At 43.2% G+C, this 13,339-nt stretch carries 17 protein-coding genes and 1 tRNA gene; 16 read left to right on the forward strand and 2 right to left on the reverse strand.

Annotated elements, in window-relative coordinates; translation table 11 throughout:
- The first annotated feature begins 80 nt into the window (after positions 1 to 80).
- The 4 genes from PAHA3_RS20225 to PAHA3_RS20240 all read left to right on the forward strand — a co-directional run bounded on the left by PAHA3_RS20225 (position 81) and on the right by PAHA3_RS20240 (position 3,642).
- On the forward strand, positions 81 to 842 hold the full coding sequence (locus PAHA3_RS20225) for a ParA family protein (protein ID WP_024629525.1): 762 nt from the start codon (positions 81 to 83) through the stop codon (positions 840 to 842).
- Positions 835 to 1,680, forward strand: coding sequence for a ParB/RepB/Spo0J family partition protein (locus PAHA3_RS20230; RefSeq protein ID WP_062836525.1), 846 nt, complete (start codon positions 835 to 837; stop codon positions 1,678 to 1,680). The genes PAHA3_RS20225 and PAHA3_RS20230 overlap by 8 nt, the downstream gene beginning before the upstream one ends.
- Before the next feature lie 161 nt (positions 1,681 to 1,841).
- Complete coding sequence (locus PAHA3_RS20235; RefSeq protein WP_062836526.1) at positions 1,842 to 2,996, forward strand: aminotransferase class V-fold PLP-dependent enzyme; 1,155 nt, start codon at positions 1,842 to 1,844, stop codon at positions 2,994 to 2,996.
- 145 nt (positions 2,997 to 3,141) lie between these two features.
- Positions 3,142 to 3,642: a DUF4446 family protein gene (locus PAHA3_RS20240; RefSeq protein WP_062836527.1), complete on the forward strand. Its 501-nt coding sequence runs from the start codon at positions 3,142 to 3,144 to the stop codon at positions 3,640 to 3,642.
- Here PAHA3_RS20240 and yyaC read toward each other — a convergent pair.
- Positions 3,617 to 4,222 (reverse strand): spore protease YyaC, encoded by a 606-nt coding sequence (yyaC, locus tag PAHA3_RS20245; RefSeq protein WP_036611957.1) that lies wholly within the window; start codon positions 4,220 to 4,222, stop codon positions 3,617 to 3,619. The genes PAHA3_RS20240 and yyaC overlap by 26 nt on opposite strands.
- A gap of 117 nt (positions 4,223 to 4,339) precedes the next feature.
- On the opposite strand from yyaC, the gene PAHA3_RS20250 reads away from it, so the two are divergent.
- From PAHA3_RS20250 to PAHA3_RS20265, 4 genes are all read left to right on the forward strand, one after another.
- The gene (locus tag PAHA3_RS20250) at positions 4,340 to 4,603 is read left to right on the forward strand and encodes a DUF3343 domain-containing protein (RefSeq protein WP_017691427.1); all 264 of its coding nucleotides are present in this window, start codon (positions 4,340 to 4,342) and stop codon (positions 4,601 to 4,603) included.
- A 14-nt stretch (positions 4,604 to 4,617) separates the two neighbouring features.
- Positions 4,618 to 5,559 (forward strand): mechanosensitive ion channel family protein, encoded by a 942-nt coding sequence (locus PAHA3_RS20255; protein WP_062836528.1) that lies wholly within the window; start codon positions 4,618 to 4,620, stop codon positions 5,557 to 5,559.
- Complete coding sequence (locus PAHA3_RS20260) at positions 5,549 to 5,758, forward strand: DUF951 domain-containing protein (protein WP_062836529.1); 210 nt, start codon at positions 5,549 to 5,551, stop codon at positions 5,756 to 5,758. Before PAHA3_RS20255 ends, PAHA3_RS20260 begins: the two co-directional genes overlap by 11 nt.
- 103 nt (positions 5,759 to 5,861) lie before the next feature.
- Positions 5,862 to 5,952: transfer RNA gene (locus tag PAHA3_RS20265), tRNA-Ser, on the forward strand.
- A gap of 433 nt (positions 5,953 to 6,385) precedes the next feature.
- Here PAHA3_RS20265 and PAHA3_RS20270 read toward each other — a convergent pair.
- Positions 6,386 to 6,580, reverse strand: coding sequence for a YjzC family protein (locus PAHA3_RS20270; RefSeq protein WP_036671877.1), 195 nt, complete (start codon positions 6,578 to 6,580; stop codon positions 6,386 to 6,388).
- A 202-nt stretch (positions 6,581 to 6,782) separates the two neighbouring features.
- Between PAHA3_RS20270 and rpsF the strand changes: the two genes are divergently transcribed.
- From rpsF to PAHA3_RS20310, 8 genes are all read left to right on the forward strand, one after another.
- Positions 6,783 to 7,076: a 30S ribosomal protein S6 gene (gene rpsF / locus PAHA3_RS20275; protein ID WP_036611944.1), complete on the forward strand. Its 294-nt coding sequence runs from the start codon at positions 6,783 to 6,785 to the stop codon at positions 7,074 to 7,076.
- Positions 7,077 to 7,124: 48 nt separating this feature from the next.
- Positions 7,125 to 7,610, forward strand: coding sequence for a single-stranded DNA-binding protein (gene ssb / locus PAHA3_RS20280; RefSeq protein ID WP_017691432.1), 486 nt, complete (start codon positions 7,125 to 7,127; stop codon positions 7,608 to 7,610).
- A 56-nt stretch (positions 7,611 to 7,666) separates the two neighbouring features.
- Positions 7,667 to 7,939 (forward strand): 30S ribosomal protein S18, encoded by a 273-nt coding sequence (gene rpsR, locus PAHA3_RS20285; protein WP_017691433.1) that lies wholly within the window; start codon positions 7,667 to 7,669, stop codon positions 7,937 to 7,939.
- Between the two features lie 228 nt (positions 7,940 to 8,167).
- A complete protein-coding gene (locus tag PAHA3_RS20290; protein WP_062836530.1) occupies positions 8,168 to 8,761 on the forward strand; it encodes a M15 family metallopeptidase in 594 nt (197 codons plus the stop codon).
- 728 nt (positions 8,762 to 9,489) lie between these two features.
- Positions 9,490 to 10,488, forward strand: a complete 999-nt coding sequence (locus tag PAHA3_RS20295; RefSeq protein ID WP_062837069.1) for an ABC transporter ATP-binding protein — start codon at positions 9,490 to 9,492, stop codon at positions 10,486 to 10,488.
- A gap of 4 nt (positions 10,489 to 10,492) precedes the next feature.
- The gene (locus PAHA3_RS20300; protein ID WP_062836531.1) at positions 10,493 to 11,425 is read left to right on the forward strand and encodes an ABC transporter ATP-binding protein; all 933 of its coding nucleotides are present in this window, start codon (positions 10,493 to 10,495) and stop codon (positions 11,423 to 11,425) included.
- A 7-nt stretch (positions 11,426 to 11,432) separates the two neighbouring features.
- Positions 11,433 to 12,395 (forward strand): oligopeptide ABC transporter permease, encoded by a 963-nt coding sequence (gene opp4B, locus PAHA3_RS20305; RefSeq protein WP_062836532.1) that lies wholly within the window; start codon positions 11,433 to 11,435, stop codon positions 12,393 to 12,395.
- 27 nt (positions 12,396 to 12,422) lie between these two features.
- Positions 12,423 to 13,328 (forward strand): ABC transporter permease, encoded by a 906-nt coding sequence (locus PAHA3_RS20310; protein ID WP_062836533.1) that lies wholly within the window; start codon positions 12,423 to 12,425, stop codon positions 13,326 to 13,328.
- Positions 13,329 to 13,339 lie beyond the last annotated feature (11 nt).

Consider the following 13,339-nt stretch of genomic DNA (forward strand, 5'->3'; position numbering starts at 1 on the left):
GGACGATAGCCGCCTGCTTTTTGTTAACAATATCTCACAACCTACAAGAAAAGACTCCTATTTTATTTGAGGTGAAGTAATTGTCTAAGATTATGGCCGTAGCAAATCAAAAGGGCGGTGTGGGGAAAACGACGACATCTGTTAACTTGGGTGCAGGACTGGCTTCACTCGGGAAAAGAGTATTGCTTGTCGATATTGACCCTCAGGGGAATACAACCAGCGGAGTCGGAATCAATAAAGCAGATGTGGCTAATTGCATATATGATGTCATTATAAATGAGGTTCCTCCTCAAGAAGCAATTGTGGAGACTCAGATTGAAGGCCTTCATATCATACCTGCAACGATTCAACTTGCCGGAGCCGAGATCGAATTGGTGTCCACGATATCACGGGAAGTTCGCCTGAAAAAATCACTCGCCATGGTGAAAAAAAACTATGATTACATACTGATCGATTGCCCACCATCCCTCGGTATGTTGACGATCAATTCGTTGACCGCTTCCGATTCGGTGATCATTCCGATTCAGTGTGAGTATTACGCACTTGAAGGATTAAGCCAGCTGCTTAATACGGTTCGTTTGGTACAAAAACATCTGAATACATCCCTACAGATTGAAGGGGTATTGCTGACGATGTTTGATGCACGGACCAATCTAGGGATACAGGTTATTGAAGAAGTGAAAAAGTATTTTCAACAAAAAGTATATCAAACGATTATTCCGCGCAACGTACGACTTAGCGAAGCACCATCTCATGGTCAATCGATTATCACGTATGACCCTCGCTCAAGAGGGGCGGAAGTATATTTAGAGCTCGCAAAGGAAGTGATTTCTTATGAGTAAGCGGCTTGGAAAAGGTCTTGATGCCCTCATTCCTTCGCTTTCAATTAATGACGATGATAAAGTCGTAGAAATCCCGATTAGTCAACTGCGGGCTAACCCCTATCAACCACGTAAGGTCTTTGATGAGGGCGCAATACATGAACTGGCTGAGTCTATCCGTCAGCATGGTGTCATACAACCTATTATTGTTCGTCCTGTATTACGAGGGTATGAGATTATTGCCGGAGAACGTCGGTTTAGAGCTTCGCAATATTGTGGTAATGCCACCGTACCCGCTGTAGTCCGCAATTTTAGTGATCAGCAGGTAATGGAGATTGCGTTGATTGAGAACCTGCAACGGGAGAATCTGAATGCCATGGAAGTTGCAGTTGCTTATCAGGGGTTAATGGACCAATTCGCGTTGACTCAGGAAGAGTTGTCTGTAAAAGTCGGTAAATCACGCTCTCACATTGCTAACTTCTTGCGTCTGTTATCATTACCAGAAGAAGTAAAGGATCATGTTTCACGTGGAACATTATCAATGGGACATGCACGTGCGATCGTGGGTGTTAAAGACGAAGTTATGGTGAAGCAACTTGCCAAACAAACCATTGATCAGCAATGGAGTGTGCGTGAGTTGGAGGAAGCTGTTCAACAACTGGATCGTTCCAAGACGGGTGAGGCCAAAGCCAAATCGAAGTTGAAGAAGAAAGATCCATTCATTGATACGTTAGAGGAATCGCTGCGTGAACGTTTCAAGACAACAGTGAAAATCAAGCACAACAAAGATAAAGGTAAAATTGAGCTCAACTACTACAGTCAACAGGATCTGGAACGGCTATTGGAATTGTTGCAATAATAGTCGGATCGATGATTCATTAACAACATGCGGGGCTTACTCATGTCATGACATATCGCCTCTGTACCATGGAGAAACGATATGTCATTCTTTGTTTGCAGGGTTATATGTGCAATATGTGCAGGCGAATAATTAATTAATGGGACAGAGGTGGTTGTAAGGTGGAGGGAGTTATCTATCTAGATCATGCAGCAACATCTTGGCCCAAACCACCTGCTGTCGGTGATGCGATGCTGAGTGCACTGGAGATTGCCGGAGCTAATCCTGGCAGAGGAAGTCACCGTATGGCTGTTCAGGCAAGTCGTGTATTGTTCGAGGCCAGAAGATCTATATCCGATATCTTTGGAATCAAGAATGCGAATGATATTGCATTAGGATCAAATACGACAGAAGCACTGAATCTAGCTATTCAAGGCTCGCTTAGAGAGGGCGACCATGTGATTGCCACCATGGCGGAACATAATTCAGTCAGACGACCACTAGAGTATATGCGCAGACTCCGAAATGTGGAGATTGATTATGTACCTGTTAATGCTGCGGGAGCCATTGATCTAATGCAAATGGAACGTATGTTTCGTTCCAATACCAGATTAGTGGTGTGTGCACATAGTTCCAATCTGCTTGGCAGTATTCTTCCTATTGGAGAAATTTCACTCCTGTGTCGTAAACATCGTGCGATCTTGTTGGTAGATGCGGCTCAGAGTGCTGGGGTTATGCCTGTGAATGTACAACAATTGGGCATTGATATGTTGGCTTTTCCAGGTCATAAGGGGCTGCTTGGACCTCAGGGTACAGGGGGCTTGTACATTGCTCCTGAGCTCGATATAGAGCCTTTACTTCATGGAGGAACAGGAAGTCAGTCAGAAGCTTTGGAGCAGCCAAAGGTGCGTCCTGATCGGTATGAAGCGGGGACGCCGAATACAGTCGGAATCGCAGGGCTGAATGCAGGTGTGAAGCATGTACTTGAGATGACACCAGCGGTCATCTATCAGCATGAGTGGGAATTGACTCAACTTATGATGGAAGGGCTGTCGTCCGTTAAGGGCATTCGAATGCTCGGTCCAGAGATTGGACAGCCACGTACCGGATTAGTATCCTTTACTGTGGAAGGGTATGATTCGGCACAACTCGCATTCCGATTAGATCGGAATTATGGAATTGCGGTTCGCTCCGGTTTTCATTGCACACCGCTTGCACATGAATCTGCGGGTACAACCGCTACAGGAGCGGTAAGAGCAAGTGTGGGATACAATTCAACTAGAGAACATGTGGATACGCTCGTTAAGGCAGTGTTGGAGTTGACACGGGCAGACTAAGACTAGATTAGAGTCGGAATTATGAACACATTTGGCACAGAGCTGCATGATTAATCTTATGCATATCGGGTTGATTTATAATGAATGATAATATTACAGACAGACGTTAATCTGATCAAAAATATAGAGGGGTAGTTGCAATTACATGGCTGAATTAAACGAGCTGATTCTGGAACAGCTGTTATGGATTATTGGCGGAATGGCATTACTTACGGTGATCTTGCTGATTGTGAGTATTGCTCAGGGGGCAAAGTTACGAAAGTTTAAACGTAAATATGAAGCCATGATGGCTGGCAGTGGAGTAGAGGATCTGGAATCATTACTCATTAATCTGAAAATTCAGATGGACAGCATTGAGGATGAACACAAACTGCAAACGAATCAGCTGCAAGTTGTCATGCAAAAGCTTACCCGCATTCAAGGTAAAGTTGGCGTGAAAAGATACAATGCTTATGGAGAGCATGGCAGTGATCTGAGCTTCTCGATGGCCATGATTAACGATAGCCAGGATGGCATGATTCTTACGGGGATATATAACCGCGACGGTTCTTATGTATATGCAAAACCTCTTAAAGGGGGAGAGTCCGCGTACACTCTGTCCCCAGAGGAAAAGGAAGCTATTACTCTGGCACAGCAAGCAGAGTAGAACGTGTATGCCATTCCCGGATGGCCGAGTATAGACTGCTGGATATAATCTCGGACATGCGCATAACGAGACTGAGCCGCGTGTTCTGTAGAACAAAGTATTCCATAAAGCCGCCGACGTTAACGATACCTGTCAGATGGATATCGCCGACCGGCGGTAATTCTTTATTTACCCCCGCACCTGGTTTGAGTGGACCATTCACGACTTGAATGCATCCTACACTGGATGACTGCCCAAGACAGGCGTCGATGCCAATCACATAAGGGTTATGGTGTGTTTTCTGTATGTTGTGGAGCGTATCCTGAAGGTTCATGGCATGGACAGGTTCATCCAAGGTACCATACAAATGGAATAAAGGGCTGTCCCACTTGGAAAGGGCTGATCCGACCAGAGGACCAAGACAGTCGCCTGTTGAGCGATCTGTGCCGATGCAGACGATCACTACATTTTGCAGAGAATGGGCTTTATAGAGATGGAACATTAAACGATGGGTAATGGCTGAGTGAATACCTGGATCGGTATGGGGGATTTTCAAACTGGTCATGTCTTGTGATGAAAAGGAACGCGAAGTAGGATTCATAGGATCTATCCTTTCCCTTGGAATAGTAGTAACAGTATATGGAAAGGTAGAGCGTTTTATACTTCACGAGGACAAGCTTTTTCTCTAGGGTTGGACGTATGGCGAAAGGAGCCGGACATGGACGAATGGATTAACGATTGGATGCTGATTGCATTTGATTCAACCCAGCAGGCACTGCGTGCTGAAATGCTACTGGAGTTTGCCGAGATAGAGATCGATTTATTCCCTACGCCAAAAGAAATTACAGCAGGTTGTGCGTTATGTATCCAGTTTCCAAAAGAGGATCTGGAGCGAGTACAAAAGATCATTCGTAACGAGTTCGTAGAGATCCGAGGCCTCTATTTCAAAACAGAAGACAGCTATGATAACATACCGATGTAGAGGAGGCATGATGGATGTTGCCATTTCAATTTGCTCAAGGGAATATAACTAGTGGTACCGCAACCGCCGTCGGTGAAGCCCTGCGTTGGACGGATAAAGTCTGGAACAAAATCGCAGATCCCGATATGTGGCTTAACATTATGTTCAGCTCAATTCGGATCATCATTATTTTCATCATCACCCGTATTGTCATTAAGGTAGTATATCGAATTATAGATCGTTCCATGGAACGCAAGCAGGAAGGCAAAATTCGCGTGAATCCGCGCAGATTCGTAACGGTAGGGGAACTGCTGAAAAATGCGACCTCCATAACATGTAATTTTATTATGATTCTGCTACTGTTATCTGAGATCAATATCCAAGTTGGGCCGTTACTCGCGAGTGCTGGTGTTCTCGGGCTTGCCATTGGTTTCGGTGCACAGGGTTTGGTCAAGGATGTTATTACGGGTTTCTTCATTATATTGGAGGATCAATTCGCTGTGGGGGATGTTATTCAGACGGGAACCTACAAGGGAACGGTTGAGGTGATCGGACTTAGAACTACCAAACTGGTCAGCTGGCAAGGCGAGGTACACATTATCCCGAACGGTGCGATTGCAAGTGTAACGAACTACTCCATGTCAAATTCGCTAGCTGTAGTGGATATTCCGATGAAGGCGGACTTGAGTCTCGATGAGTCTGTACACCTGGTGAAGAAGTCTTTGGTTGGGATTGAAGAGCGTGATCTAAATATTGTGAAGGTGCCGGATGTACTCGGTATACAGTCGATGTCTACGTCAGAGTATGTGGTGCGAATTGTGGCCGAATGTATGCCTAACTCTCGTGCTTCGGTGGAACGTCAGATTCAGGGCGATGTGAAAAAAACGCTGGAGTATCATGAGATGAGTAATCAAGCAGCATTGGAGCAGGCCGTAGCTTTGGAGAAAGATGAGGGGGATGGCACAGGTGGAGCGTAAAAGTTTCCAGCTTGGGGATATCGTGCAGATGAAGAAGCAGCATCCCTGTGGCAGTAATGAAATGGAGATCATTCGAATGGGTATGGATATTCGGATTAAGTGCGTCGGATGTAAACATAGTGTATTGATTCCAAGAGCAAAATTTGAGAAAAACATGAAGAAGGTACTGCGCTCAGTGGAAGATTCCACTGAATCCTGATCTTAAAAGCAATCGACATTTGGTACTCAAAATAACGTTTACATGCAGGCCGGGTATGAGTGTTGCGTTCTGTAAATGATCATGCTATAATCAATATTGCTGCGGAAAGGTACCCAAGAGGCCCAAGGGGGCTGACTCGAAATCAGTTAGGCGTGTCACAGCGTGCGTGGGTTCGAATCCCACCCTTTCCGCCACTTCATTTACAATTCACTCAATGCACATTGAGTTCAATAAAAAGATCAATGAAGAAGGCTTCCCATCAAGGGAAGTCTTTTTTTGTTTAACGTTATTTTGCCCATGTATTAATAATGGATTATATATGACTAAACGATAAACGAAAAATAAAGAGCCCCGAAGGGCTCTTTATCCGGCGGTGCATTTGTTTGTTAGGAAACAATCGGTCGTAACAATCAGAAACTTGGTATACTGCACGTAGCAATATGCGTGCTTCAGACGAAGGGCCTTACAACACAGAACCACTTGCTTCTTAAATTACGTGATGAATCTCCAACAGCGAATGATCGGCTTCGTTGTCCAACGGAACCACACCTCTCTCGTGCACCGCCTGATTGTATTATGTGCTTTATTACGTTTTATATACATGGATCATAAAAAAAGGTATTGCGATTAGTGGACGCGGGCTTTGGTCAGCTTCTTCCACTTGCGATTATGATTGCTTGTCTCGGGAAAAGCTTCGCCTTTTTGCAGCGTTACCCGCTTCGGATTCTGAATTTCAGTAACAAAGCTTTTTTCCCCGACTTCCGTGTACTCTCCATCGTTTGGTGCTTTGTCTCCTGGTTCAAACTCGGTTTTTTCACCCATGATAAAACCTCCTCTGCAGATTATGTTACTCTGTTGCTTCTGTAGTGTGCTCCATAGCCGGACTGATCATGTGCCAATATGTACAGGGAACGTTTGCTTGCACTTTGACTCGGTATTTGTTATATTAATATAGTTCGAGTTTGTGCTCGTTCCTTGCTCTCAACCTGGATTGAGGGCCAGAGTCCATAAGGAGGTGAAAATTATGCGCAAATATGAAGTGATGTACATTATTCGTCCTGACATTGAGCAAGAAGTTGTTCAAGCTACAGTCGATAAATTCCAAGGCATCATCTCCAACGGCGGTGGTGAAGTTACAGCTCACGACGTTATGGGTAAACGCCGTCTTGCGTATGAGATCAAGAAATTCCGTGATGGTTTTTATGTTCTGGTACATTTCACTGCTGAACCAGCAGTTGTAACTGAACTTGAGCGTCTCATGAAGATTTCTGACGAAGTAATTCGTTATCTCATTACCAACGACGTTAAGTCTGCTTAAGACAACTCGTGATTAACGCACCAATACGCTCTGAAGGAGGGGATTACATTGTTGAACCGTGTCATTCTGATCGGACGGTTAACCCGGGATCCTGAGTTGCGTTACACTCCAGCAGGAGTAGCAGTTACGCAATTTACTTTGGCAGTGGACAGACCGTTTACAAGCCAAGGGGGAGAAAAGGAAGCCGATTTCATTCCGGTCGTAACCTGGAGACAGCTTGCCGAGACCTGTGCAAACTATTTGCGCAAAGGACGCCTGGCTGCAGTCGAAGGACGCATTCAAGTACGGAACTATGAGAATAATGAAGGAAAACGTGTATACGTGACCGAAGTTATTGCCGATAATGTCCGTTTCTTGGAGTCAGCTAACCGTGATAATAGCGGTGGCGGCGGTGGGCAACCAATGCGTGAAGAGCCTTCTTATGGAGGCGGCGGACGCGCGAACAATAACAATAATTCGCGTAGCAACAATCAGGATCCTTTTTCCGATGACGGAAAACCGATTGATATATCGGATGATGATTTGCCATTTTAACATGAGCTGATACTCTTAGGAGATATGAGTTACATGATAGGAAAGGACTGAAAAGCATGGGCTTCAAGCAAAGAGAAGGCGGAGACAACGATAAAAGACCGGCACGTCGTGGCGGCCGTAATAAACGTCGTAAAGTGTGCTTCTTCACAGCTAACAAAATTACTCACATCGATTATAAAGATACGGACTTGCTTCGTAAATTTATCAGCGAACGTGGAAAAATTTTGCCACGCCGTGTAACAGGTACTAGCGCTAAATATCAACGCATGCTGACGATTGCAATCAAACGCTCCCGTCAAATCGCATTATTGCCATACACAACTGAGTAGTTTTTACTCAGCTTGCATACGAAGCAGTCGGCTTATAGCCGGCTGCTTTTTTGTATATATCGATAGAAGTATCAGAAATAACAGATCCACTCTAACAAATGGAAGAATTCAATACTGTGGTGATAGAAGCATTCAAGGCTAAAATGAATTATAATAGAGTCTAATCTACTGAAAACGTTCAAGCAGCATGAGTAGCAGTTTATTTCAGAATAAACACCAGGAGTGGATATGAATACATCAAAGCGTAGAGGGAAGCAGAGAAAAAGGAAAAGTCTTAAAACCTGGATTGTAGCTACTCTTTTACTTTCCATCATATATGTGTGGTTACAGCAAAAAAGTGATATAGATAACATGTGGCCCGGGACACCGATCCAAGATGCAACACCAATAACAGGTCTACATCCTGTAGTGGCAGAGAATGAAGAGTTATTGGTACGTAAGGCAGCCAGACGTGGAATAGAGATCGTTATAACCCACGGCTATCGAAGTTCCGAGGAGCAAGATGCACTATTTAACCAAGGACGCTCAAGTGCAGGCAGTATCGTTACTAATGCGCGTGGTGGTGAATCATATCATAACTATGGATTAGCTATTGATTTTGCATTGAGGACGCCTGAGGGTGATGTGGTGTGGGATATGGAACGGGATGATAACGGCAATGGCAAAGCAGACTGGATGGAAGTCGTGGATCTCGCGAAAGAGTTGGGTTTCACTTGGGGTGGCGACTGGGCTAACTTTCCGGACTATCCTCACTTACAGATGGATTTTGGTTTGAGTATCAATGAGTTAAAACGAGGTAAAAGACCTCCAGATTCTGAATAAAAAAGGTATTTAATATACACATATATGAATAAATATTAGAAAAGCTCTGCATTTTGCAGGGCTTTTTTCTTTCTTTTGTAAAATAAATGATAAAAGATGACAATTTGGTCTTTACATCAGCAAATAAATGAAACTATACTATAATAACTAGATTTTATACTTCGCACGTTCATACTATTTCAAATGCAAGGTTAACGACACCGATTTAATAGGTTTAAGCTATCGTTCGAGATTAGTTAACACTTACACACATAACATTTACCTCACATAAAATCAAGAATATCTACTCATTACAACATATACATATACATATCATGTAACTATTATGTAATGTATATATTGAGATCACCTTTTAATTATGTACACCTCATAGCCAAAAGCATGGTATGACCTCTCAAATCCCTTGCCATATACCTTTATAATATTACTAATATCCAAATCTGTGGTATAAAAAACATTTATACCAAAAATCTCAAAATAAGCATTGACGTTAGCTAAAATTACACGTATGATTACATTAATTATTTTGTGTTATAATTCCGCTAGGATTTATCAACATTAATTGACCAATGGTCTAAATAAAAGTCTCTTAAACTTGTTTCTCCTAAAGATTTGGTATTTTTTATAAGCTATTGTTCGTTATCTTCAAGAACTTGGAAATATACATTAGATGCATTCTTCTACACATGGATACAATCTACGGAAATTATGGGGTTAGGGTGATTGATTTGAATACAGAGCTATTGGAAGTCAGAAATCTAACAACATCATTCAGAATTGAAGATGACTATTACGCAGCAGTGGATCACGTTAACCTTAAGGTGAAGAAAAATGAAGTGTTGGCGATTGTAGGTGAATCCGGATCAGGCAAAAGTGCTTTTGCATTCTCTCTTATGGGTTTGCATAACAAAGCAAAAATTGAAGGCCAGATTCTCTATAAAGGACAAGATATTGCCAACATCTCCCCAAGCAAGTTGAACAAGCTACGCGGCAAAGAAATGGGCATGATTTTTCAGGATCCATTGTCCGCATTAAATCCTCTAATGATTATTGGTGAACAGATTGAAGAGATTCTCACACTTCATCAGTCCAAGCTGTCTTCCAAAGAGAAGAGAGAAAAGGTTATTCACTTATTGAATCAGGTAGGGATTCCACGTCCCGAACAAATATACAAGCAGTATCCCCACGAATTATCTGGTGGTATGAGACAGAGAATTGTCATCGCCATCGCGATTGCCAACAAGCCAGAACTACTCATAGCCGATGAACCAACGACGGCGCTTGACGTTACGATTCAACTCCAGATTTTAGAGCTGATCCGTGATCTGAAAAACGAAATTAACGCAGGCATTATTTTGATTACACATGACCTGGGTGTTGTAGCCGAGATGGCTGATCGTGTTGCAGTTATGTATGCAGGAGAAATTGTTGAAATCGCAGATATCTTCACACTGATGAATGATGCGAAGCATCCGTATACACGTTCACTGTTGAACTCTATTCCCACCCTATCTGAAGAAGGATCCAAATTGCATGTCATCCAAGGCATTGTGCCTTCGCTTAAAAATCTTCCTCGCAAAGGGTGCAGATTCAAAGCCCGAATTCCATGGATTAGTGATTCGGCTCATGAAGAGAACCCACAGATGCATGAAATTGCACCAGGTCACTTTGTACGGTGTACCTGTTACCAGCACTTTCATTTCCCTGACCAAGCTGAGGAGGAATAACATAATGGCATTACTCGAAGTAGAAGGACTCAAGATACACTTTCCGATTCGCGGTGGATTGCTCAAACGGGAAATTGGCAGTGTAAAGGCTGTTGATGATGTTAGCTTCTCCATTGAACAAGGACAGACCTACGGTTTGGTTGGCGAATCCGGTTCAGGTAAAACAACAACAGGCAGAGCTATTATTGGGCTAAACCATGTTACTGACGGAAAGATTCTATTTAACGGGAAAAACCTGGCTACAGAACGGCGTAAAGACAGGCAGCTTCAGCGTGATGTACAAATGATCTTTCAAGATCCATATTCATCATTGAATCCCAAGAAGCGGGTTATCGATATTATCGCTGAGCCGTTTCGTAACTATGAGCGTCTGACAGCTACCGAGGAGAAAAGACAAGTAAGAGAATTACTTGAAAAGGTTGGCTTGAGTCCGGAATCAATCTACAAGTATCCACATGAATTCTCAGGAGGACAGCGTCAACGGATCGGCATTGCACGGGCCATTGCATTAAAGCCGAAGCTGATTATCGCGGATGAACCTGTATCTGCGTTGGATGTATCGGTACAGGCTCAGGTACTCAACTTCATGCAGGAAATTCAAAAAGAGTTGAATCTGACTTACCTGTTCATTAGTCACGATCTAGGCATTATCCGCCATATGTGTGATGAGATTGGAATTATGTATAAAGGTCGATATGTAGAACAGGGCACAACGGATGATATTTTTGAGAATCCGCAGCACATCTATACCAAACGTCTTATTGCAGCCATTCCGGATATGGACCCAACCAAACGAGAGGAAATGGTAGCCTTCCGTCAACAGGTCAAATCCGAGTATGAACATTCATACCGAAATTTCTTTGATGAGGAAGGGCTTGCATACTCGCTCCAATCCATTTCCGATACTCACCGAGTAGCTCTACCTCAGAAAGGTTGAAGGCCATATGTGGAAAATAATAGTACGAAGAATCATGATTATGATCCCTCAAATCTTTTTATTAAGTCTTTTGGTATTTTTGATGGCCAAAGCGATGCCAGGAGATGCTCTAACCGGCTTGCTCGATCCAAGCATTGATCCTAAAGCTTTAGATGAACAGAGGGAGCGACTTGGACTTAACAATCCATGGTATGTACAGTATTGGGACTGGATTAGAAATGCCGCGCAAGGCGACTTTGGACAATCTTTCCGATTCAAGATGCCAGTTTCTGATCTGATAGGTCAAAGAATTGCAAATACATTTTGGCTGGCATTTGCGACACTTGTATTCACATATTTAATCGCGATTCCACTTGGTATTATCAGTGGTCGTTACAATGATACATGGTCTGACCGTTTAATTACGGGTTACACCTATCTAGGTTTCGCAGCACCGTTGTTCATTTTTGCACTGGTTATGTTATGGATCTTTGGATTCCACTTTGGCTTATTCCCGACGGGGGGTAGCGTGGCACCTGGACTTACACCGGGAACATTCAGTTACATTGCAAGCAAATTCTATCATCTGTTATTACCGGCATTATCCATGGCACTGATTACTACGGTATCAACCGTTCAATACTTACGTAGCGAAATTATCGATATCAAGCATAAAGAATTCGTTCTTACTGCGCGAGCCAAGGGTGCTTCGGAATCACGAGTTTACAACAGGCATATTTTAAGGAACTCTCTATTGCCGATTGCCGCTTTCTTCGGTTATGAGATTACAGGACTTATCGGAGGTACTATTTTCATTGAGAGTATATTCAGTTACCCAGGCATGGGACAGCTGTTCCTTAACTCAATCTCTCTTCGTGATTTCAGTGTTGTAACCGCACTTGTCCTGCTATTTGGTATAGCTACAATCCTGGGGTCGCTGTTATCTGACATTATTCTGGGATTAGTAGATCCGCGTATACGGATCAAGTAAGAACTTGAAGATTTCGGGGTGAATAAGATGAGCAAGGCCAATGATGTCGTTGTAACTTCACAGAAGATTGATAAAAGCCCCTCCAGCTTGAGTATCTTATGGAGAGAGCTTGTCCGAGATAAGGTGGCACTAATCTCGCTCATATTTTTGGGACTGGTTTTATTAATAGTCTATGGAACTGCTCTGATCCTGGATCAGGATGAAATTGTTAAAGTGGATCTATTCGCTTTATATGAGCCGCCTTCTGCACAATACTGGTTAGGAACAGATTACGGAGGTCGTGATGTATTTGGACAACTAATCATCGGAACTCGGAACTCGTTATCCATTGCCATTCTAGTTACGGTAATGACAGGTTTCCTGGGGATCGTAATTGGTATATTGTCTGGTTATTTCGGAGGACTGATTGACAATGTATTCATGCGCATCGTGGATTTTTTCATGATTCTTCCGTTCATGATGATTGTTATCGCGTTTGTTACAGCAGTACCCAAATATAATATTGTTTCGTTCTCGCTAATCATGACTGCCTTCCTATGGATGGGAATTGCTAGATTAATTCGGTCTAAGGCACTGCAGGAGAGAGAACTTGAATATGTAAAAGCTTCAAAAACTTTGGGATCATCCCATCTTAAGATCATTTTCTCACAGGTTCTTCCGAATCTGAGCTCCATTATCATCGTAACGATGACATTGAATCTCGCTGCCAACATTGGCCTCGAATCCGGGCTGTCTTTTCTCGGGTTTGGTTTTCCCGAAAGTACGCCTAGTCTTGGAACACTCGTAAGTTACGCACGTAATCCGCAAACCCTGGAATCCAGATGGTGGATATGGCTACCCGCATCGGTGCTGATCCTGGTATTGATGTTGAGTATAAATAATGTCGGTCAAGCCTTAAAGCGTGCGACTGATGCAAGACAAAGAAGAGGTTAAAAAAAGGGAGG

It is taken from the genome of Paenibacillus amylolyticus (assembly GCF_001570725.1).
GTDB lineage: Bacteria > Bacillota > Bacilli > Paenibacillales > Paenibacillaceae > Paenibacillus > Paenibacillus amylolyticus_A.

Coding starts and splice junctions, on each gene's coding strand:
- PAHA3_RS20240 (WP_062836527.1), top strand. CDS start 3,142: ATGGCTGAATTAAACGAGCTGATTCTGGAACAGCTGTTATGGATTATT.
- rpsR (WP_017691433.1), top strand. CDS start 7,667: ATGGGCTTCAAGCAAAGAGAAGGCGGAGACAACGATAAAAGACCGGCA.
- PAHA3_RS20290 (WP_062836530.1), top strand. CDS start 8,168: ATGAATACATCAAAGCGTAGAGGGAAGCAGAGAAAAAGGAAAAGTCTT.
- PAHA3_RS20270 (WP_036671877.1), bottom strand. CDS start 6,580: ATGGGTGAAAAAACCGAGTTTGAACCAGGAGACAAAGCACCAAACGAT.
- yyaC (WP_036611957.1), bottom strand. CDS start 4,222: ATGAATCCTACTTCGCGTTCCTTTTCATCACAAGACATGACCAGTTTG.
- PAHA3_RS20250 (WP_017691427.1), top strand. CDS start 4,340: ATGGACGAATGGATTAACGATTGGATGCTGATTGCATTTGATTCAACC.
- PAHA3_RS20310 (WP_062836533.1), top strand. CDS start 12,423: ATGAGCAAGGCCAATGATGTCGTTGTAACTTCACAGAAGATTGATAAA.
- PAHA3_RS20230 (WP_062836525.1), top strand. CDS start 835: ATGAGTAAGCGGCTTGGAAAAGGTCTTGATGCCCTCATTCCTTCGCTT.
- rpsF (WP_036611944.1), top strand. CDS start 6,783: ATGCGCAAATATGAAGTGATGTACATTATTCGTCCTGACATTGAGCAA.
- opp4B (WP_062836532.1), top strand. CDS start 11,433: ATGTGGAAAATAATAGTACGAAGAATCATGATTATGATCCCTCAAATC.
- PAHA3_RS20255 (WP_062836528.1), top strand. CDS start 4,618: ATGTTGCCATTTCAATTTGCTCAAGGGAATATAACTAGTGGTACCGCA.
- PAHA3_RS20300 (WP_062836531.1), top strand. CDS start 10,493: ATGGCATTACTCGAAGTAGAAGGACTCAAGATACACTTTCCGATTCGC.